The 21,331-nt window shown below is 69.2% G+C and carries 16 protein-coding genes; 7 read left to right on the top strand and 9 right to left on the bottom strand.

The genetic code is table 11. The annotated features are described in order from the left end of the window. Nucleotides 1–20: 20 nt before the first annotated feature. Complete coding sequence (locus DVW87_RS05785) at nt 21–302, bottom strand: ETC complex I subunit (RefSeq protein ID WP_114686736.1); 282 nt, start codon at nt 300–302, stop codon at nt 21–23. A 25-nt stretch (nt 303–327) separates the two neighbouring features. After that, nucleotides 328–2,790 carry an ATP-dependent helicase HrpB gene (gene hrpB, locus DVW87_RS05780; RefSeq protein ID WP_114686735.1) on the bottom strand — a complete coding sequence of 821 codons (2,463 nt, stop codon included), beginning with the start codon at nt 2,788–2,790 and terminating at the stop codon, nt 328–330. A gap of 77 nt (nt 2,791–2,867) precedes the next feature. Here hrpB and DVW87_RS05775 point away from each other — a divergent pair, with 77 nt between their 5' ends. Continuing rightward, complete coding sequence (locus DVW87_RS05775; RefSeq protein ID WP_114686734.1) at nt 2,868–3,824, top strand: cation diffusion facilitator family transporter; 957 nt, start codon at nt 2,868–2,870, stop codon at nt 3,822–3,824. A gap of 12 nt (nt 3,825–3,836) precedes the next feature. Here DVW87_RS05775 and DVW87_RS05770 read toward each other — a convergent pair whose 3' ends face one another. Further along, nucleotides 3,837–4,850, bottom strand: a complete 1,014-nt coding sequence (locus DVW87_RS05770; RefSeq protein WP_114686733.1) for a polyprenyl synthetase family protein — start codon at nt 4,848–4,850, stop codon at nt 3,837–3,839. A 116-nt stretch (nt 4,851–4,966) separates the two neighbouring features. Here DVW87_RS05770 and DVW87_RS05765 point away from each other — a divergent pair, with 116 nt between their 5' ends. After that, the gene (locus DVW87_RS05765; protein ID WP_114686732.1) at nt 4,967–5,242 is read left to right on the top strand and encodes a chorismate mutase; all 276 of its coding nucleotides are present in this window, start codon (nt 4,967–4,969) and stop codon (nt 5,240–5,242) included. Between the two features lie 3 nt (nt 5,243–5,245). On the opposite strand, the gene DVW87_RS05760 is transcribed toward DVW87_RS05765, so the two are convergent. Beyond that, nucleotides 5,246–7,288, bottom strand: coding sequence for a putative bifunctional diguanylate cyclase/phosphodiesterase (locus DVW87_RS05760; protein ID WP_114686731.1), 2,043 nt, complete (start codon nt 7,286–7,288; stop codon nt 5,246–5,248). 208 nt (nt 7,289–7,496) lie between these two features. Between DVW87_RS05760 and DVW87_RS05755 the strand changes: the two genes are divergently transcribed. The 3 genes from DVW87_RS05755 (at nt 7,497) to DVW87_RS05745 (ending at nt 10,738) form a co-directional block, all read left to right on the top strand. Beyond that, the gene (locus DVW87_RS05755) at nt 7,497–8,468 is read left to right on the top strand and encodes a hypothetical protein (protein WP_147276222.1); all 972 of its coding nucleotides are present in this window, start codon (nt 7,497–7,499) and stop codon (nt 8,466–8,468) included. A gap of 66 nt (nt 8,469–8,534) precedes the next feature. Next, entirely contained in the window at nt 8,535–9,695 is a 1,161-nt protein-coding gene (locus tag DVW87_RS05750) for an MBL fold metallo-hydrolase (protein ID WP_114687098.1), read from the top strand. Next, entirely contained in the window at nt 9,692–10,738 is a 1,047-nt protein-coding gene (locus DVW87_RS05745) for a hypothetical protein (RefSeq protein WP_181814765.1), read from the top strand. The genes DVW87_RS05750 and DVW87_RS05745 overlap by 4 nt, the downstream gene beginning before the upstream one ends. Before the next feature lie 3 nt (nt 10,739–10,741). Here the strand turns inward: DVW87_RS05745 and rnc are convergent, their stop codons facing one another. Together rnc and lepB are read right to left on the bottom strand one after the other, a co-directional pair. Beyond that, complete coding sequence (gene rnc / locus DVW87_RS05740) at nt 10,742–11,410, bottom strand: ribonuclease III (protein WP_239017772.1); 669 nt, start codon at nt 11,408–11,410, stop codon at nt 10,742–10,744. Then, nucleotides 11,407–12,252, bottom strand: a complete 846-nt coding sequence (lepB, locus tag DVW87_RS05735) for a signal peptidase I (RefSeq protein WP_114686728.1) — start codon at nt 12,250–12,252, stop codon at nt 11,407–11,409. The genes rnc and lepB overlap by 4 nt, the downstream gene beginning before the upstream one ends. A gap of 95 nt (nt 12,253–12,347) precedes the next feature. Here lepB and pgi point away from each other — a divergent pair, with 95 nt between their 5' ends. Next, entirely contained in the window at nt 12,348–13,847 is a 1,500-nt protein-coding gene (gene pgi, locus DVW87_RS05730) for a glucose-6-phosphate isomerase (RefSeq protein ID WP_114686727.1), read from the top strand. Between the two features lie 35 nt (nt 13,848–13,882). Continuing rightward, complete coding sequence (gene gor / locus DVW87_RS05725; RefSeq protein ID WP_114686726.1) at nt 13,883–15,235, top strand: glutathione-disulfide reductase; 1,353 nt, start codon at nt 13,883–13,885, stop codon at nt 15,233–15,235. A 206-nt stretch (nt 15,236–15,441) separates the two neighbouring features. Here gor and DVW87_RS05720 read toward each other — a convergent pair whose 3' ends face one another. The 3 genes from DVW87_RS05720 to DVW87_RS18285 form a co-directional block, all read right to left on the bottom strand. Beyond that, a complete protein-coding gene (locus DVW87_RS05720; RefSeq protein ID WP_114686725.1) occupies nt 15,442–18,774 on the bottom strand; it encodes a TonB-dependent receptor in 3,333 nt (1,110 codons plus the stop codon). A 173-nt stretch (nt 18,775–18,947) separates the two neighbouring features. Further along, nucleotides 18,948–21,023, bottom strand: coding sequence for an NAD-dependent DNA ligase LigA (gene ligA / locus DVW87_RS05715; RefSeq protein WP_239017771.1), 2,076 nt, complete (start codon nt 21,021–21,023; stop codon nt 18,948–18,950). Beyond that, nucleotides 21,020–21,322, bottom strand: coding sequence for a hypothetical protein (locus DVW87_RS18285; RefSeq protein ID WP_239017770.1), 303 nt, complete (start codon nt 21,320–21,322; stop codon nt 21,020–21,022). Before DVW87_RS18285 ends, ligA begins: the two co-directional genes overlap by 4 nt. Nucleotides 21,323–21,331: the final 9 nt, after the last annotated feature.

The raw sequence follows: 21,331 nt of genomic DNA, 5'->3' as shown, positions 1-21,331 counted from the left end.
GGGTGCAGACCCGCGGGCGATCAGCGGAAATTGTCGGCGTAGGCCTGCAGCTTCAGCTTGCGCTCCGGCGCCTCATGCACGGTGAAGGCCAGGCCCTCGCGCTCGGCATAGGCGATCGCGGCTTCCCTGGTCGGGAAGGACAGGCGGATCTGCTCGCGCACATCCTCCGATCCGGCCCAGCCGGTCAGCGGATCGGCATGCTTGGCGTGCTCCGGGGCGAACTCCAGCTGCCACCGATTGGTGTTGGCGCGGCCGGACTGCGTGGAATTCTTCGGGCGCTGATAGATGCGGGCGGTAGGCATGGTGACTCCTGAACTCGCCAGGTCCTTATCGCGATCCCTTGGCGCGCGCATCCGCATTTTTCGTCCGCAGCGTGGGCGCGGCCGCGGCGGGATCGTCGGGCCAGGGGTGGCGGGGGTAGCGCCCGCGCATCTCCTTGGCGACGGCGGCCCAGCTGCCCGCCCAGAAGCCGGGCAGGTCGCGCGTGGTCTGGATCGGGCGGCCGGCGGGCGAGGTGAGGCTGAGCACCAGCGGCACGCCGGCCACGCGCGGATGCTCGGCCAGGCCGAACAGCGCCTGGGGGCGCAATTCCACCGTGGGGCCGGCCTCCGCGGCATAGTCGATCGCGTGGCTGCTGCCGGCGGGCGCGGTGAAGCGTTCGGGCGCGAGACTGTCGACGAGGCGCGCGCCTTCCCAGCCGAGCAGGTCCCGCAACGCCGCCGTGAGCGCGCCGGGGTCGATCGCATCGAGACGGCGCTTGCCCGCCGCAAGGGGCGGCAGCCAGTCGTCCAGTCGCTCCAGCAGCATCGCATCGGCGAGCGGCGGGACGCGTGCATCGATCGCCGCGGCATAGGCGGCGCGGCGACGCAGAACAAAGGCGCCCTCGCTCCACGGCAGGAGCGCGGGGCCATGCGCCCGAACGCCCTCCAGCAGCGCGGCCGACAGGAGTTCCGGCGCGGCGTTCGGGTCGGGGCCGCCGGACAGCCGGAGCGCGCCCAGCCGGCGCTCGCGCTGCGGCTGCACGGCGCCGGTCGCCGGATCGAAGATCGCGGTGGTGCGCACCTCGATCTGTTCCGCGAACAGCGCCTCGATCGTCGCCACGTCGATCGGCGCGGCCGATAGGATGCGCGCGCCGGCGGCCGATCCTTGCGTTTCGCCCACCGCCAGCCATTCGTGCCGGGCCAGCGAGGAGGCGGGATCGAGCCGAAAGCCACGACCGCCGACCGACGCCCAGTTCTCGCCCGATGCATCGCGCCGGCGCGCCACCCGGTCCGGAAAGGCCAGCGCCAGGCACAGGCCGGCGGCATCCTCGCGCCGTGTCTCGGCGGCGGACAGCACCAGTTTCGCCCAGCGCTCGGCCAGGCGGCGCGCGTTGTCCGCCTTCTGCCCCCGCTCGCCCCGCCAGCGCCGCAGGCGCGTTTCGAGGTCGGGATCGGTGCCGCCCACGCCGCGCTCGCCGATCAGCACGGCAACCTCGGCGGCGGTGCGCGCCAGGCCCCGCTCGGACGCGCGCAACAGCATGTGGGCGAGGCGCGGCGGCAGCGGGAGGCGGGCGATCGCCTCGCCATGCCGCGTCGGCCGGCCATCGGGGGCCAGCGCCTCCAGCCGCCCGAGCCGATCCCGCGCCTCGGCGATCGCGGCGGCGGGCGGGGGATCGAGCCAGCGCAGCGTGCGCGGGTCGGCGACGCCCCACAGCGCGCAATCGAGCACCAATGCCGACAGGTCGGCCTCCAGGATCTCCGGCGGGTCATAGCGGGGCAGGCCGGCGGTGGCGGCTTCCTCCCACAGGCGATAGGCGATCCCCGGCGCCTGACGGCCTGCGCGGCCGGCGCGTTGCGTCACCGCCGCCTGGCTGGCGCGTTCGGTGACGAGGCGGGTCATGCCGGCGGCGCGATCGTAGCGCGGGCGGCGGGCGAGGCCGGAATCGACCACCACGCGGATGCCGTCCAGCGTGAGGCTGGTTTCGGCAATGGAGGTGGCGAGCACGAGCTTGCGACGGCCCTCGCGGTCGGCGGCGATCGCGGCGCGCTGCGCGGCGGGGTCGAGGCTGCCGTGCAGGCGGTGGAGCACCACCTCCGGCGGGAGCCCGGCCAGCCGCTCGGCCGTGCGCTCGATCTCGGCGACACCGGGCAGGAAGGCGAGCACGCCGCCGTCCGTCTCGGCCAGCGCGCGGCGGATTGCGGCGGCCATCTCGTCCTCCATCCGCGCTTCCGCCCGGCGGCCGAGATGGCGCAGCTCCAGCGGGAAGCTGCGCCCGGCGCTTTCCACCACGGGCGCGCCGTCCATCAGCGCGGCGAAACGCTCGCCGTCCAGCGTCGCGGACATGGCGACGATCCGCAGGTCGGGGCGGAAGCCCGCCTGTGCGTCCAGCGCCAGGGCCAGGCCGAAATCGCTGTCGAGGCTGCGTTCGTGCACCTCGTCGAACAGCACGGCGGAAACGCCCTCCAGCTGCGGATCGGACTGGATACGCGACACGAAGATGCCTTCGGTCACCACCGTGACCCGCGTCGCGGCGGAGCGGCGCGTGTCCATGCGGGTGGCGTACCCGAACGTGCCGCCCGGCTTCTCGCCCGCCAGCGTCGCCATCCGCTCGGCCGCGGCACGCGCGGCAAGACGGCGCGGGGAGAGGAGCAGGATCTCGCCCATGCACCACGGCTCGGCGAGAAGGGCCGGCGCCACGGCGGTGGTCTTGCCCGCGCCCGGTGGCGCGACCAGCACCGCGTTGCTCCCTGTGCGCAGGTGCGCGAGGAGGACCGGCAGGACGGCATGGATAGGCAGATCGGCAGGCATGGGCGCACCGTCCTAGTATCACACGCGGGAGCGATGCTAGGTGCGGAGCCGATTTCCCGTCACGAGACCGCCCGCCCATGCCTCCCCACGTTCACGGCCATGCCCACGTTCACGGCCATGCGCACGATCATGGTTCCGGGCACTCGCATGGTCATGCGCACGGTCATGGTCATGGCCATCATCACGGCCTGGCCGACCACAACCGGGCGTTTGCAATCGGCATCACGCTGAACCTGCTGTTCGTCGCGGTGGAGGCCGGATTCGGGTTTTTCGCGCATTCGGTGGCGCTGCTGGCCGATGCAGGGCACAATCTGTCGGATGTGCTCGGCCTGGTGATCGCCTGGGGGGCGGCGGCGCTGGCGCGGGTGGGGCCGTCACGGCGCTTCACCTACGGTTTGAAGGGCTCGACCATCCTGGCGGCCCTGCTGAACGCGCTGCTGTTGCTGGTGGCCCTGGGCGCGATCTTGCTGGAGGCGGTGCAGCGGTTCGGCGATCCGGCGCCGGTCGCCGGCGGCACGGTGTCCGCCGTCGCCGCGGTGGGGATTGCGGTGAACGGCGTCACCGCGTGGCTGTTCGCGCGCGGCGCGCAAGGCGACATCAACATCCGCGGCGCGTTCCTGCACATGGCGGCGGACGCCTTGGTGTCGCTGGGCGTGGTGGTGGCAGGGCTCGCGATCTTGTGGACCGGCGCGGGCTGGATCGATCCCGTGGTGTCGATCGTGATCGCGGCCTTGATCTTCTGGCAGACCTGGGGGCTGCTGCGCGAGTCGGTGGAGATGTCGCTGGGCGCGGTGCCGCGGCGGATCGACATCGATGCGGTGGAGGTCGCCCTGGCCGGCCTGAGCGGGGTGGCGGGCGTGCACCACCTGCATATCTGGCCCATGTCCACCACCGACACGGTGCTCACCGCGCATCTGGTGATCCCGGCCGGCCACCCCGGCGATGCCTTTCTGGACGCGGCACAGGCGATGCTGCACGACCGCTTCGGCATCGGCCATGCCACCTTCCAGGTGGAGATCGCGCCGGGCCATTAGGCCCGGGCAGACCTAGTAAGCGCGGCCGATCGCGAACTCGACGGCTTCGATCATCGCGTCCTTGGCCTTGCCGCCCGCGAACAGGCCCAGCGCGTCGATCGCGCGCTGGCCGTAATGGCGGGCGCGGGCGAGCGTGTCCTCCACCGCCCGGGCGCCGCGGATCAGCGACACGGCCTGCGCGAAATCGGCGTCGGACGTGCGGTGGCCGTGGATCGCGGCCTGCCAGAAGCGGCGATCCTCCTCCGATCCGCGGGCAAAGGCGAGGATGACCGGCAGCGTCATCTTGCCCTCGCGGAAGTCGTCGCCGGCGTCCTTGCCCATCGTGTCGGCGTCCGAGACATAGTCGATCGCGTCGTCGACGAGCTGGAAGGCGATGCCGAGATTGCGGCCATAGGCGTCCAGCGCCGCCTCCTCCGCCTCGGGCCGCTCGGCCACCACCGCGGCGATGCGGCAGGCGGCGGCGAACAAGGCGGCGGTCTTCGCGCCGATGATGTCGAGGTAGCGCTGTTCGCCGATGTCCAGGCGGCGCGCGGCGGTGAGCTGGTTCACCTCGCCCTCCGCGATGATCGCGGAGGCCGAGGACAGGATCTTCAGCACCTTCAAGCTGCCGTCCTCCACCATCAGCTCGAAAGAGCGCGAGAACAGGAAGTCGCCGACCAGCACGCTCGCCGGATTGCCCCAGATGAGGTTGGCGGTGCGCTTGCCGCGGCGCAGGTCCGACCCGTCCACCACATCGTCGTGGAGCAGAGTTGCGGTGTGGATGAACTCCACCGCGGCGGCGAGGCGGTGGTGGCGGTTTCCGGGATAGCCGAGCAGCTTGGCGCTCGCGAGCGTCAGCATCGGGCGCATCCGCTTGCCGCCGCCCGCGATCAGGTGACCGGCCAGCTCCGGGATCAGCGGAATCTCGCTCTGCATGCGATCCAGAATCACCGCGTTCACGAGGTTCATGTCCTGCGCCACGAGCTGCACCATCGGCTCGAGCGAGGGTTGCGGTCGATTGTCGAGGCGGTGGATGGTGGCGCTCATGTCGCGCAAGGCTGTGGCGGGCCATGGCCGTAAAGGCAACCCCGCGGGGTTGCACCGGCGCCGCGCCGTCCGCAAAAGGCCGGGCGACCCGACACCAGCCAAAGGCGCCGCGCCCGATGACCGACGACACGCTTGCCCGTTATCGCCAGAGCATCGACAATATCGATGCCGCCCTGGTCTTCCTGCTGGCCGAACGGTTCAAGGTCACCCAGGCGGTGGGCCGCTACAAGGCGGAGGCGCAGCTGCCCCCGGCCGACCCGGCGCGCGAAGAACGGCAGATCGCGCGGCTGCGCGAGCTGGCGGCCCAGGCGGACCTCGACCCCGATTTCTCCGAAGCGTTCCTGCGCTTCATCATCGACGAGGTGATCCGCCACCACGAACGGGCGCGGTGATCCTCAGGTCCGCTTGGGCGTGCGCGTGGCGGGCCCGTTCAATCGATCGAGGTTGATCGGCTGCGCGAACTGAAGGCCGGCGCGCCCATCCTTGGCCCAGCGCAGCCTGGCGTCGAACAGCTGGTTCTCCACCACCTCGATCTGCACGTTGATCTCGCGCACATCCTCGTTCCCGTCGAACTCGATGCCGTCGATCATCGCGCCCGTGCTGGAGATGTTGCGGATGCGCACCTCGCCGCGCATGTCCGCCAGCTCAAGGCGGGCGGTGCGCAGCATGGTGACGCGCGGCGCACGGCTGTTCTTGAAACCGATCGGCTGCGCGCGGCCTCCGCTGCTCGCCAGTTGCGCGGCGACTTCGCCGGTGCTCGCCGGGCGGCCATAGACATAGCCCTGGATGTGGCTGCACCCCAGGCTGCGGATCAGCGCGATCTCGTCCTGGATCTCGACGCCCTCCGCGGTGGTTTCCATGCCCAGGGTGTCGGCCAGCGTGACGATCGCCTTGATGATCGCGGCGTTGCGCGTGTCCGGCATGGTGGCGCCGCGCACAAAGCTCTGGTCGATCTTGATCTTGTCGAACGGCGCCTTCTTCAGATAGCCGAGCGACGAATAGCCGGTGCCGAAATCGTCCAGCGCGAGGCGCACGCCCAGCCCCTTCAGGCTCTGGAACATGCGGTCGGAGGCATTGTTCTCCTGCAGGAAGATGCCTTCGGTCAGCTCGATCTCCAGCCGCTGCGGCGCGATGCCGGAGCGGGAAAGGGCGGAGGCGATCACCGTGGGCAAAGCGGGGTTGGCGAACTGGATCGGCGATACGTTCACCGCCACCCGCACCTCGCGCGGCCACGAGGCGGCGTCGGCGCAGGCGGTGCGCATCACCCACTCGCCGATCGATTCGATCAGTCCGCATTCCTCGGCGACGGGGATGAACTCGGCCGGGGAGATCGGCCCGCGCACCGGATGGGTCCAGCGCACCAGCGCTTCATAGCCGACGATGCACTCGTCGCGGGTGGAGACGACCGGCTGGTAGGCGACGTGGAGCTGGCCTTGTGCGAGCGCGACACGCAGGTCGTCCTCCATCTGGCGGCGGCTCTTGGCCCCGTGCAGCAGTTCCTCGCGATAGAAGCGGTGGATGCCGCGGCCGTCCGCCTTGGCCGCATAGAGCGCAAGGTCGGCCGAGCGGATCAGGCTTTCCGACTCGCCGCCATCGTCCGGCGAGAGCGCGATGCCGATGGAACACCCGATCGACAGCGACGATCCGGAGATGAAATAAGGCTGGGACAGCGAAGCGATGATCGTGCGCGCCAGCTCGGCAAGGCAATCGCGGTTGGCGCCATCGGGCAGCACGACCTCGAACTCGTCGCCGCCCAGCCGGCCAACGAGGCCGGCCTCGCCCACGGCGCGCTGCAGGCGCTGTGCGACCTGCTGGAGCAGCACGTCGCCGGTCTGGTGCCCCATGGTATCGTTGACCTGCTTGAACCGGTCGAGGTCGAGAAGGAACAGGGCGGTGGGGCGGGCGGCGGCGTTCGGGCTGGACAGGATCTGGTCCAGCGACAGGCGCATCCGCTGGCGGTTGGCAAGCCCGGTCAGGCCGTCGAACAGGGCCAGCCGCGTGATCTCCGCATCGGAGCGCCGCCGCTCGGTCAGGTCGCTGCCGAAGCCCATGAACCCGCCGAAACGGCCCAGCGCGTCGATCTGCGGCCGGCCGGAGATCGACCACCAGCGCTCCGCATCGCCCGCCGCCGCCCGCACCGAGTAGTTGGCGAAGGACGTGCGCGAGGTCAGGTGAAAGCCGAGCGTGCGTTCCGTGTCCGGCGAATCGCTGTCCAGCTGGAACACGGACGTGAGCGGGTTGCCGACCGCCTCCAGCCCCGCTTCCTCCAGCACCTTGGCGACCTTTGGCGACAGATAGCAGAGCCGCCCCTCGCGATCGGTCTGCCAGAACCAGCCCGGGCCGTTGTTCTCGAACTCGCGCACCAGCCGGAGCGCGCGCGCTGCTTCCTCGTCGACGACTTCTGGCTGGGGTTTGGCGAAGCGCGAAAGGATCGGCATAACCGTTGCGTCTAGTCAACGAAGGTTGCCAAATCGTCTTCGCCCCGCCCCTCGCCACCGCTCCACAACCACCGGCTGCGCCGGCCGATTGGATCGATTATGGAACAATCACCCGGTCCCTGCACCCGCTGCGCGCTTTTGCATCCGGCCTTGCCGCGCTAGCCATCATCTCCGCGCGGCGGGGGCTTGCGCAAAAGGGGGAGAACATATGTCCATGGATGCGAACGAGCGCGTCGGCGCCACGCGGCGCGCCTCCATTCTCATGAGGATGGAGGCCTTTTACCTGCACGCGCTGCGCCTGTCGCTGCTGCTCCTGGCAACGGTGATGCTCGCCGCGGTGGCGTGGTTCGGCATCGCCGGGCTGTACCGGCTGACCCGCGACGCGGCATCGGTGCAGCCGGCCGCGGTGATGGTGACGGCGGAGGAAGTGGCGGATCTGCCTGCGGCCGCCGCTCCGCAGGCAAAGCCCCGTTCCGATCCGGCGGCGGAGGCTCGCGTCTACTACAAGGGCTTCGTTGATCGCTATCATGCGCTCTACACCCGCCGCTTCGCGCCGTTCAGGCAAAGCGACGATCCGGCGCTGACCCGGGCCGCCTTCGACGAGCGGTTCGTGGGAACGGACCAGCGAATGGCCCAGATCGGCGAGGGCCTGCTGGACTTCGCGGAGGACAAAAGCGAACTGGAGCAGCTTCTGTCCACCATGACGCAGGTGGCGGACCTGCCGCGCACCGCGGAACGCCTGCGCGCCTACAAGGCGGCGAGCAAGCGGCTGGTGAAGCGAACGGTTCGCGGCACCCGAACCGAGCGCTATTGCAGCTATTACGGTTACTACATCAACGCGTGCATCGATTATTCCACCCGTGAGGTTCCCTATTCCAGGCAGGTGACGGAGATGGTGTTGCCCAAGGGCGTAACCGCTCCGCCCCAGCTGTTCGGCGCCTATCAGAACCGCGCACTGGAACTCACCCAGTCGCGTCGACGCGAGGCCGCAGAGAAGGCGGAAGCGCAAAAGGCCGAAATCCTGGCCGACAATGCGCGGGGATCGGCCAATATCTGGCTGGCCATCCAGATCGTCGGCGGGTTCCTGGCGCTCATGTTCCTGTTCCTGCTGATCGCCATCGAGCGGCACCAGCGGGTGCTGGCCACACGCGCCGCCGGACCGGAAGCGTCCGACGTCTGACGCGCTGGCCGGGCACCCGGGCGCTTGTAACCCCGGCGCGGCTATGGGATCGGACGCAACATGAAGATGTTGCGTTGGCTGGGCGCCGGGCTGCTGTTTCTCGCCGTGCTGCTGTGCCTGGCAGTTACGATCGTGCCCGCGTTTCTCGACCGGGTCTACTATCGCGGACCCGCCTCGGCGCATTTCGATGCGGCGCGCTTCTTCAACCCGGATGGGGATGCGGACACGTTCCGCATGCCGGGCAATCGCAGCCGCTCGGGCTTTCTCGTCCGCTATCTCACCGGCAACGACGATCGCCCGCGCTGGCCCGCTCAGGTGGCGGTGACCCCCGCCAGGCCGCCGGCACGGGTTGCCGGGGATCGCATGGTGGCGACCTGGATCGGCCACGCGACCGTGCTCGTGCAGACGCGAGGGCTCAACATCCTGACCGATCCGGTGTGGAGCGAGCATGCCGGACCGTTCGGCATCGGGCCGGGTCGGGTGGCGCCGCCGGGCGTCCGCTTCGAGGACCTGCCGAAGATCGACGTCGTGCTCGTCAGCCACGACCATTACGACCACATGGACCTTTCCACGCTGAAGCAACTGTGGGCGCGGGATCGCCCGCGGATCGTCACCAGCCTGGGCAACGACACGATCCTGCGCTCGGCCGGCATCGAGGCCATCGCGGCGGACTGGGGCGGGCGGGTGAAGATCGGGCGGGACGCCACGGTGGTCGTCACCCGCAACCACCATTGGGGCAGCCGCTGGTTCGCCGACCGCAACCGCGCGCTCTGGTCCAGCTTCACCGTGCAGCTGCCGGGCGGCAATCTGTTCTTCGCCGGCGACACCGGCATGGGCGATGGCGAATGGCCGGTGGAGGCAGCGCGGCTCGGCCCGGTCCGCCTGGCATTGCTGCCGATCGGCGCGTTCCGCTTCGGGGAGGGGCAGATGGGCGCGGGCAGCCATATCGGGCCGGTCGATGCGGTCGAGGTGTATCGCCGGTTGCAGGCGCACAGCGCGATCGCGATCCATTGGGGCACGTTCCGCTTGTCCTATGAGGGCTACAACACGCCGCCGCGCCTGCTGGAAGCGGCAATGGCCTGTACCGGGCAGCGCGGGTTCGCCGGGGTGCCGATCGGGCGCCCGGTGACGATCCCGCGCTACGCCACCCCGTTCTCCTCCCCGCCGGTGACGCGCGATGCCTTGCTGCGGTGCCTGGACACGCCGGCCGTGCGAGCGCTGCGGTGATCCGCTGGCTTGCCGCATTGCTGCTGCTGGCCATGGCCATGCCGGCCTTCGCGCAGGCGCCGGTGCCGCCCCCCTGCCGGCGCGTGGGCGACGTGCCCTCGCTCGCCATCGCGCCGGATGCGGCGGCGCGGATGGCGCAGATCGGGCTCGACCGCGCCGCCATCTTCGCGCGCATGCAGGAAACGAGCATTCCGGAAACCATGGGCTGCTGGGGCCTGCCGGCCGGCAATTTCGACAGCCAGCTGATCTCGGTCGGCATGGCGCAGTGGAATTACGGCACGGGCAGCCTTCAGCCTCTGCTCGTGCGCTGGACGCAGGGCTTCGGCAGCCGCGGGCGCTACCGGCGGGCGCGCCGCGCGCTGGCGCCGACCTATGGCAAGCTGCTGTTCTCGAAGGATTGCCTCGCCGTGCCCGTGCGCGAGAAATGCCGCGCCGGTATCCTGGCGGCGCAAGGGCCGGACGGTCGCAACAATCCGGTGCTCCATGCCGAGCTGACTGCCCTGTTCGAGGACGACCGCATGCTGCAGGTGCTGCTCGACACCTACCTCCAGCTGCTCGACCTCGTGCGCCTCGATCTGCAGCGCGTGTTTCCGGCCGGGCCATGGACGTTGCGCAAGGTGCGCTGGGCGCTCGACACCCGCGTGCAGCAGGGCGGCCTGCCCGCCGACGAGGATGTCGCGCGGCTGCGGCGCAAGCTGGCGGGCCTGCCCGAGGCGGAGCGCCCGGCACGGTTGCGGGCGATCCTTGACTGGTATGGTGCGCTCGCCCGCACGGTCGACCAGGACGGGATCGCGCGCGATGCGGACTGGAACGTCGCGGCCTGGACCTGCCTCCTCGACCACGGGCGGATCGATCCCGAGCAGTACGAGCTCCTCAGCCTCACCTTCCTGCGCAGCCGCACCGCGATCGGCAACAGCGGGCGGTGGCAGGCGCTGACGTTCGAGCGTCGGGCCAAGATCATCCTCGGCGTGGGGTCGGTCAGCGGGGTGCAGGACGGGGCGTGCGTTCCCGGGGAGGCCAGTGCGGCTGGCGCGAGCCTCTAGGCGTCAGCCCCGTACCTTGGCCAGCAGCGCGGCCGCGGCGGCGGTTTCCGCCTCCTGCTTGGACGTGCCGGTGCCGGTCGCCTCGGCGAAGCTGCCGATGGCGGCGCGAATGGTGAAGCGCGGCGCATGGTCGGGTCCGGAGCGGTCGACGATGTCGTAGGCGGGCGCGCGGCGGCGATTGGCGGCGGTCCATTCCAGCAGCGCCGACTTGGGATGCTGCGGCGCCTTCACCTGCCGCCGCGGCCGGTCGCCCCAGACCCGGCGGACAAAGGCGCGCGCCCCGTCCAGCCCATGTTCGCGGAACAATGCGCCGATCAGCGATTCCATCACGTCGCCCAGCACGTTGTCGCTGTCCGCCGCGCCATCGTCGCGCGCCTGCTTGCCGAGGCGCAGATGGGCGGGCACGCCCAGCTCGCGCGCCACATCGGCGCAGGTGGCGCCGGACACGAGGGCATGGAGGCGCTTGGAAAGGTTGCCTTCCGGGTCCTCGGGGAACAGCTCCACCAGCCACTCGGCGACCACCAGCCCCAGCACGCGGTCGCCCAGGAACTCCAGCCGCTCGTAATTATCCCCGGCAAGGCTGCCATGGGTCAGCGCACGTTCGTAGAGCGCCGGGTCGCCCGAATCCGTGCCCAGGATCGTCCGCAGCCAGCCGGAAACGTCCTCGCTCAAAAGCCTTCCCCGATGCGGCTCCACCGCGCCGCGCTCACCCAGGTCCAGGGCAGCAGCCACTGCGCCGAGCCATCGGTGGACCAGAAGCTGACCACTGCCTTGCCTTCGAGGTTCTCCAGCGGAACCATGCCGATGCCGCCGCCTTCCATGGCGGGAAAGCGGCTGTCCTCCGAATTGTCGCGATTGTCGCCCATCAGGAACACGCGGCCGGCGGGAACGGTGAACACGCCGGTATCGTCGGCGATGGTCTGCCCGCGATCGAGCACCCGGTAGCTGCGCCCGCCCGGCAGCGTTTCGCGGTACTGGCGATAACGGCAGATCGGCCGGCCTCCCGCATCGCTGTCCTGATACTCCGCGCCGCACCGCTGCGCGTCATAGTTGGCCGACAACGGCAGCGTGAAATCGCCCACCCGCACCTTGGGCACGGGCGTGCCGTTCAGGATCACCTGACCGCCGCGCATCTGGATCGTGTCGCCCGGCAGGCCGATCACGCGCTTGATATAGTCCTGGCGCGCGGAGGGCGGCGCCTTGAACACCACCACGTCGCCCCGCGCGGGCAACCGGCCGAAGATGCGGCCGGGGATCAGCGGCACGCTCCACGGCAGCGAATGGCGCGAATAGCCGTAATTCCACTTCGAGATGAACAGATAGTCCCCGATCAGCAACCGGGGCAGCATCGACTCGCTGGGAATCGAGAAGGGCGAGAACACGAAGCTGCGGAACACGAAAACGATGATCGCGAGCTTCAGCAGGAAGACCAGGGTGTCCCTGGGCTCCGATCTCTTCGCCGGCGTGCCCGGCTGGCCGGAGGTGGGGGCGGGTGCGGTGTCTGCGTCGGCCATCGTGGTTGCCGGTTTGCGCGGAGGGGCGGGCAGGCGTCAAGCTGGCGCATGCAGGCCCGTGTCGCTAAGCGGGGCGCCTGACCAGGAGGACGCGCATGACCGACGCCGATTGGACCGCCATCGAGGCGCTGCCGACCACTCCCCTTGCCGATCTGTTTGCCGCCGATCCGGACCGCGTGTCGCGCTTCTCGGCCGATGTGGCGGGCATCCATTTCGACTGGTCCAAGACACACCTGACGGCGCAAGCGCTGGCGGCCTTCGAGGCGCTCGCCCGGTCGCGCGATCTTGCCGGGCGGCGCGAGGCACTGTTCGCGGGCGAGCCGGTGAACATCACCGAGAACCGCGCCGTCACCCACACCGCCGAGCGCGGCGAGGGCAGCGACGACGATGTGGCGGAGGCGCGCATCCTTCACGCCCGCATGCGCGCGCTTATCGACGCAATCGAGGCCGGCGCGCTGGGCGAGATCCGGCATGTGCTCCATATCGGCATCGGCGGATCGGCGCTGGGACCCGACCTGCTGATCGACGCGCTTGGCCGCGAGGAGCGCCGCTACGACGTGGCGATCGTCTCCAACGTCGATGGCCAGGCGCTGGAGGAGGCGTTCGCCGCCTTCGAGCCCGACGCGACATTGCTGGTGATCGCGTCCAAGACCTTCACCACCACCGAGACGATGCTGAACGCGCAAAGCGTGCTGCAATGGATGCAGGAAGCGGGCGTGGAGGACATCTACGGCCGCGTCGTGGCGCTCACCGCCGATCCCGACCGCGCGGTGGAATGGGGCGTGGACGAGACGCGCATCCTGCCCCTGGCGCAGAGCGTCGGCGGGCGTTATTCGCTGTGGTCGTCGATCGGCTTCCCGGCGGCGCTGGCGCTCGGCTGGGAGCAGTTCGAGGAGCTGCTGGAAGGCGCGGCCGAGATGGACCGGCACTTCCGCCTGACCGGCCTGCGCGAGAACGCGCCGGTGCTCGCCGCCTTTGCCGACCTCTATTATACGCAAGCGCGCCGCGCCGAGACCCGCGCCGTGTTCGCCTATGACGAGCGGCTGCGCCTGCTGCCGAGCTACCTCCAGCAGCTCGAGATGGAGTCCAACGGCAAGGGTGCCACGCTGGACGGCGTGGCCGTAGCGCGGCCAACCGCGGCGATCACCTGGGGCGGGGTCGGCACGGACGGGCAGCATGCGGTGTTCCAGCTGCTCCACCAGGGCACCCATCTGGTCCCGGTCGAGTTCCTGGCGGTGATCGAGGCCGGGGACACGCTGGCGCCGGACCATCACCAGGCGTTGCTGCTCAACTGCTTCGCGCAGGGCGCGGCGCTGATGGCGGGGCGCCGGTCGGACGACGGCGCGCGCAGCTATCCCGGCGATCGGCCGTCCTCGACGGTGCTGATCGACGATCTGGACGCCCGTTCGCTGGGCGCGCTGATCGCCTTTTACGAGCACCGCACTTTCGTGAACGGCGTGCTGCTGGGCATCAATCCGTTCGACCAGTTCGGCGTCGAGCTGGGCAAGGAGATGGCCAGGGCGGCGGGGCAGGGCGCCGCCGCCTTTGACCCCTCCACCAATGATCTGATCGCACGGGCATTCGGCGAAAGCTGACCTATATCGGCGCTTTGGGTTCCCTGGAGTTGAGCATGTCCGACCAATCCTTCGACTACGACCTTTTCGTTATCGGTGCGGGCTCGGGCGGCACGCGGGCGGCGCGGGTGGCGGGCGCGTACGGGGCGAAAGTCGCCATTGCGGAGGAATATCGGGTCGGCGGCACCTGCGTGATCCGGGGCTGCGTGCCCAAGAAGCTGCTCGTCTATGGCGCGCATTTCGCCGAGGACCTGGCCGATGCGCGCCGGTTCGGCTGGAACGTGCCGGAATGCGATTTCGACTGGAAGACGCTGACGAGCAACGTGTTCGAGGAGGTCGACCGGATCAACGGCGCTTATACCAACACGCTCCAGTCCAACGGCGTGGAGATCCTCCACGAGCGCGCCGAGATCACCGGGCCGCACGACATCCGGCTGGCTAGCGGGCGGCAGGTGACCGCCCGGTACATCCTCGTGGCGGTGGGGGCGCGCCCCTCCATCCCGACCTGCCCCGGCCACGAGCATGGCATCACCTCCAACGAGGCGTTCCACCTGCCGGCGGTGCCCAAGCGCATCCTGATCGCCGGCGCCGGCTATATCGCCAACGAGTTCGCCGGCATCTTCCACCAGCTCGGCGCGCACGTCACGCTGATCAACCGCACCGACCAGATCCTGCGCGGTTATGACGAGACGATCCGCGACCGCCTGTTGCAGATCTCCATCACCAAGGGGCTGGAGTTCCGCTTCAACGCCGAGTTCCAGGGCATCGAGAAGCTGGAGGACGGCTGCCTCAAGGTCTCGATGAGCAATCACGAGCCCGCGATCGTCGATTGCGTGATGTTCGCGACCGGCCGCGAGCCGAAGACGCAGAATCTGGGGCTCGAAAGCGCCGGGGTGGAGCTGGACGACAAGGGCGCGATCAAGGTGGACGAGGACAGCCGCTCCTCCTGCCCCAGCATCTTTGCGGTGGGCGACGTGACCAACCGCGTGCAGCTGACGCCCATCGCGATCCGCGAAGGGCAGGCGTTCGCCGACACCTTCTTCGGCAACAAGCCATGGCGGGTGGATTACGAGAACATCCCCGCCGCCGTGTTCAGCCACCCGCCGATGGCCGGCGTCGGCCTGACGGAGAGCCAGGCCAAGCAGAAGGTCGGCTCGGTCAAGGTCTACACCTCCGACTTCCGGCCGATGAAGAACGTGCTGGCCGGCCGCAACGAGCGCGCGCTCTACAAGATGGTGTGCAACGGCATGACCGGCCAGGTGCTGGGCGTGCACATGATCGGCCCGGATGCGCCGGAGATCCTGCAGGCCGCCGCCGTTGCGGTGAAGGCCGGACTGACCAAGGACGCCTGGGACCAGACGGTCGCGCTGCACCCGACCATGGCGGAAGAGCTGGTGCTTATGAAGTAGGGCAGGGCGCTCGGAACGGCGAACCGCTGTCCCGAGCCCTGTGGTGCCCCCGCGCAGGCGGGGGCCTAGAGCCACGAGCGGTAACGCCGGCGGCTCCGGGTTCCCACCTTCGCGGGAACAACTCGCCGGCAGACCACCAACAGAAAGGCCGCCGTCCCTTTCGGAACGGCGGTCCTTTTTGTCTGCTCCGAGGGAGCGGCGGGCGATCAGAAGGTGAAGCGCGCGCCGAGGCGGATGAGGTACAGCGAGTTGGTGGTGCTCAGCACCGTCTCGTTCGGGTTCTGGAACGTCGAGTAGCGATACTTGGCGCAACCGCCCGCCGGGTTGCCCGCCGGATTTGTTGTTGTCGCTGCTGCACCGATGTTGCCGCCCAGCACAGCGCCGGCCGCGTTGAGGCACGTCACGTTCACGGTCGATGCGGTGTACGGGAAGCCCAGCTGGCGCAGGCCACCCCAATCGCTGTTCAGCAGGTTCGGCAGGTTCTCGATATCGCCAAACAGCGTGATCCGCGACTTGCCGAGGAAGGTCGGGATTTCCTGCTCCAGGTGCAAGTCGATGCGGGTGAAGGCACGGCTGCGGGCGATGTTCTTCGGCGCGATCCGACCGCGATAGTTCTTCAGCGCGGTGTTGTTGATCAGGCCTTCCAGCGAGTTGCGCGTCGCGTCGTCGGCATAGGTTACCAACGGATCGCTGGCGCCGGTCGGTACGTACAGCAGGTAGCGATTGTTGTTGCCGGTCGTACCGAACACCGGGGAGCGGGTGCCGTTGCCGTTGTCCTGCATCGTGAAGCTATAATGGCGTCCCGCGCGGGTTTCGCCGAACAGCTGGATCACGGTGCGATAGTCACGGTAGAAAGCGTGATCGAAGCCGACACCGTACTTCCAGGCCCACTTGGTCTCGTCCGACGAGGTGCCGTAGGTGGCGAAGTTCGGATCCGCCGCCGACTGCTGGCCGTACAGCGAACTCGGCGTCGAGGCCGTGGCCGGGCTCACGTCCTTCACGTCCTGGAACGTGTAGCTACCGCTCAGCGACAGGCCGAAGTCGAACGTCTTGTCGAAGCGGCCGACCGCCACGAAGCCACGACCGCGGTTCTCGTTGTAGAACTGGAAGTCGTTGTTCGAGTCCGACGCGCCGAGCTTGGAGGCGTAGCGCGGACGACCGTCCGGCAGGCGACCGACGACCACCGAGCGGATGTCGGTGAAGGCCGGTGCCGACAGCGTGTCGGTGTACAGGAAGTCACCGCCGATGTTGATGCCATAGACGTTGGCATCGGCCGAGAAGGTTGCCTTCATCACCGACGGCAGACGGATATCCTGCGCCAGCGACGCAGTCGGTGCGGCGGCGAGCGACCCGGTGTTGTTCACCAGGTAGTTGACGACTGCCGGCGACAAGGTCGCACCCGTAACGCCGTTCAGCGCCGCGGTGCAGACACCGGCATTCGCACCCGTGAACGCGCCCGTGCAGGTCGCGGTCGAGCCGTCAGCTGCGGCCGTGTTGCGGATGATGCCATAGTTGTTGGTCGACGAGTTCAGCGCGTTGGACAGCACGCCGGTGTTCGAGAAGCTGTTCGACAGGTAGATGTTCGGCGAACCGCCGCCGAAGATGCCCACGCCGCCGCGCAGCTTGAGCCAGTCGCGCGCCTGCCAGTCCGCGCTGATGCGCGGCTGGAAGTTGTCCAGACCCTTGTAGGTCTTGGTGTTGGTGAAGCCGTTGCGGGCGAGGAACGCCGTGTTCAGCGCCGGCGTGTCGCGCATGCCGAACAGGTCGTAGCGCGCGCCATAGGTCAGCGTCAGGCGATCGGTGATGCGCCAGTCGTCCTGCAGGCCGAAGGTGTACTGGCCGTACTTGAAGTCGGCCGCCACGGTGCTGAGGTCGCCCTGCGTCGGGACCTGCAGGTTGTAGCCGCTGGCATTGCCGGCCTGGAAGTCGGCGATCGAGTCGAAGTAATAGTTGCCCGCGCTGTTCTGCAGGAACAGGTTGTAGGATCGGCTCTCGTTATATTCGACGAGCAGCTTCACCTCGTGGCCGCCCGCGGTGTAGCGCGTCAGCAGCGAGCCGCCCCAGGTATCGAAGAACAGCTGGTTGGACTGGCGGCTGTTGTCCGGGCCGAACGCCACGATCGGGGTGGTGCCGCACGACGTCTGCTGGTTGTTGGCAGCGGTCGTCACCGATGTGGGATCGGTGCAGACGCGGATCTGCGGGAAGCCGGTGCCCAGCAGCGAATCCTGCCCGCGGCGGGTCCACTGGTACAGACCACGCGCTTCGGTGGACAGGTTGTCCGTCCAGTCGGAGTTCAGCTGAACGATGCCGGAGCGAACCAGGTTGGAGCTGGTATAGTAGTTCGAAGCGAGGCCGATCACCGGACCCGACGCGTTCGCGCTGGTGCCGTTGGCGACCGTGGAGGTTTCGAAGGCGTTGATGTAGGAAATCGACAGACGCTGGCCATCCATGATGTTCCAGTCGATCTTGCCGACGATCTTCTCGTCCTTCTGGTTGTTCACCGTGACGAAGTCACCGGTGGTGTAGCCGTAGCGCGAGCTCGCAATGCCCTGCACGTTCGACAGAACGCCGGCATTGTAGCCCGGGATCTGGTTCAGCGAGGCGACGGACAGCGGGCGCGGGTCGGTGTTGCGCTCGGCCGACACCATGACGAACAGCTTGTCCTTGATGATCGGACCGGCAAGCGTGGCGCCGTAGGTTTCCGACTTGTACTTCGGCAGCGTGAGGCGGCCGGCGGCGCTGTCGCCGATGCGGTCGCCCTGCAGGCCATCGGTGGACTGCGAATAGAAACCGGTGCCGAAATATTCGTTGGTGCCCGAACGCATCACCGTGTCGATCACGCCGCCGGCGAAATTGCCCTGGCGGATGTCGAAGGGCGCGATCGAGACGGAGAACTGCGAGATCGCGTCGAACGGGATCGGGCCGCGGCCGGTCGGGTTCACGTCCGGGTTCAGACCGAAGCTGTCGCCGATCTGCACGCCGTTGATGGTGAAGCGGTTGAAGCGCGGGTTGACGCCCGCGAAGGTCACGGCGCGGCTGTTCGACAGGTCCAGCGTGGCGAACGGGCTGCGGCGCTCGAGGTCGCGGATGTCGCGGTTGACCGAGGCGACCTTTGAAATGTCGCGCTGGGTGAGCAGCGTCTGCGGGCCGTCGGAAGTGACGCCGGCGCCCTGGATCGAGGAGGCGGTGACGACGATGTCGCCGGTGGTGGTGGCCAGCGTGATCGGCAGGTCGAACGCCTGCGCCACCACGGTGTAGATGTCGGTGACCTGGGTGGTGCCCTGCGTGGCGTTTACGTCAACGCTGTAGGGGCCGCCCGGCTGCAGGCCGCTGACGAGGAAGCGACCCTCATTGTCGGTCGAGGAGTTGTTCGTCGCGCCCGTGGCGGTGTTGCGGACGGTGATCGTCGCGCCGGCAACTGGAGCGCCGGCATCGTCGGTCACCGTGCCACGGATCTGAGAAGTGGTTTCCTGGGCGTGTGCCGCAACGGGCACGACAAGCGCGGCCGCGGCCGCACCGAGCAGAAACTGGTGTCGCATCGAGCTGATTTCCCCTTAACCGACGATTCGGTCGTACGCGGCGTCTGTTCCGCCGTTGCCGAGCCCTCTGGGGGTGGAATATTTCTGTTTGGTGACAGTACGGCTTGGTTCCGGTGACTTGCAAAAAACCTCATGCTGCGTTGCAAAAAGGCATCACCTTTCAAGGCTGTCCGTCATCCTGCTGCGGCGACAATCTCCGCCCAGGTCGCCTCGTCGATCACGCGCACGCCCAGATCGGCGGCCTTTTTCAGCTTGGAGCCGGCGTTCGCCCCCGCCACCACCAGCCCGGTCTTGGCCGACACCGATCCTGCCACCCGCGCGCCCAGCGCTTCGGCCTGCGCTTTGGCCTCGTCGCGGCTCAGCGTTTCCAGCTTGCCGGTGAACACCACGGTGAGGCCGGACACTTCCGACGCGCGAGTTTCGATCCGGTAAGGCGGTGGGGTCACCTGCGCGAGAAGGTCGTCCCACGCGGTGACGTTGTGCGGCTCGTGGAAGAAGTCGCCCAGTGCGCCGATCACCGCGGCGCCCACCCCCTCGATCAGCGCGAAGCGGCCCAGCGCCTCCTCCGATCCGGCGCGGGCAGCCTCCGCGGCCTCGCGCAGCGCGGGCAGGGTGACGAACATGCCGAGCAGATCGCGCGCGGTGACGCTGCCGACATGACGGATGCCGAGGCCGAAGAGCAGGCGCGCGGCGTCCGGCGCGCGCCGCGCCTCGATCGCGCCGAGCAGCGCATCCACCGACGTCTCCTTCCAGCCCTTCAGCGCGAGGAGTTCGTCGCGATGCTCTTTCAGGCGGAACAGGTCGGCAGGCTCCTTCACCCAGCCGAACTCGATGAACAGCTTCAGGCGCTCCTCGCCGAGCGAGTCGACGTCCAGCGCGCCGCGGCTGACGAAATGCTTCAGCCGCTCCAATCGCTGCGCCGGGCAGATCAGGCCGCCGGTGCAGCGCACGTCCACCTCGCCCGGCTCGGCCACCGCTTCGCTGCCGCAGATCGGGCAATGATCGGGAAAGGCGAAGGCCGGCCGGTCCTCGCCGCCGGTGAGGTTCTCGACGATCTGCGGGATCACGTCGCCCGCGCGCTGCAGCACCACGCGGTCGCCCGGCCGCACGCCGAGCCGGGCGATCTCGTCGGCATTGTGCAGCGTCGCATTGGTCACGACCACCCCGCCGACGGTGACCGGCGCGAGCCGCGCCACCGGCGTCAGCTTGCCGGTGCGGCCGACCTGGATGTCGATGGCGTTGAGCGTGGTTTCGGCGCGCTGGGCGGGGAATTTGTGCGCGATCGCCCAGCGCGGCGCGCGCCCGACAAAGCCGAGCCGCGCCTGCCAGTCGAGCCGGTCGAGCTTGTAGACGACCCCGTCGATGTCGAAGGGCAGGTCCGCCCGCTGCTGCTCGATCCGTCGATACTGGTCCAGTGCCTCGGCGATGCCGGGGCAGGAGCGGAACAGGTCCGACACCGGGAAAGCCCAGCCGCGCAGGAGGGCGACCATCTCCGTCTGCGTGGCGCCGGGCAGGTCGCTTGCCTCGCCCCATCCCCAGGCAAGGAAGCGCAGCGGGCGCGACGCGGTGACGCCGGCATCCTTCTGCCGGAGCGAGCCGGCGGCGGCGTTGCGGGGATTGGCGAACTGGCGCGCCTTGGCGGGGTCGTCCGCCTCCGCCAGCAGGCGGGCGTTGAGCGCGGCGAACGCGGCCTTTTCCATATAGACCTCGCCGCGCACCTCGAACACCGGCGGCGCGCCGGCGGGCAGGGTGACGGGAATGTCGGCGATGGTGCGGACATTGGCGGTGACGTCCTCGCCCACCTGCCCGTCGCCGCGGGTCAGCGCGCGGACGAGCTGCCCCCCTTCGTAGCGGAGTGAGCAGGACAGGCCGTCGATCTTGGGCTCGGCGGTGAGCGCCACCGGCTCGTCCTCGCCCAGCGCCAGGAAGCGGCGGACACGCCCCAGGAACTCGGCCACGTCCGCCTCGTCGAACGCGTTGTCGAGGCTGAACATCGGCCGCGCATGGGCGACCTTGGCCAGGTGCGCGGCCGGCGCGGCGCCGACCTGACGCGACGGGGAGTCGGTGCGCACCAGCTGCGGAAAGGCCGCTTCCAGCGCCGCATTGCGGCGAACCAGCGCGTCATACTCCGCATCGCTGATCTCGGGCGCGTCCTCCGTATGGTAGAGGCGGTTGTGGCGCGCGATCTCCGCCGCCAGCCGCTCCAGCTCGGCCGCCGCCTCGTCCGGCGTGGAAGGCAGGTCGCTCACAGCCACCAGCCCGGCCAGAGGAGCAGGATCGCCGCCGACCAGCCGAGCACGATGGCCACGCCGCGCGGATCGAACGCGCTCATCGCCTCGATGGAGGCGCGAAGATTGCGCCAGCCCACCCACAAGGCGGCGAGCGACCATGCTTCGGTCCAGCCCCAATGTGGATCGCCGCGAAACGGGGTGGCCAGCGCGAGCAGCGCCACCGCCACGAGGGAAAGGAAGGAGGCAACCGTCAGCACGGCGCCGGCCGGCATCATCCACAGGTGGAGCCGCGCCTCCGCGCGTTGCGCCCTATCCATGAGCGGCAG

This window comes from Sphingomonas aracearum, assembly GCF_003345355.1.
Classification (GTDB): Bacteria; Pseudomonadota; Alphaproteobacteria; order Sphingomonadales; family Sphingomonadaceae; genus Sphingomonas; species Sphingomonas aracearum.
Note: the sequence above shows the minus strand (reverse complement) of the source record. Positions and strands in the feature narration are given on the sequence as shown.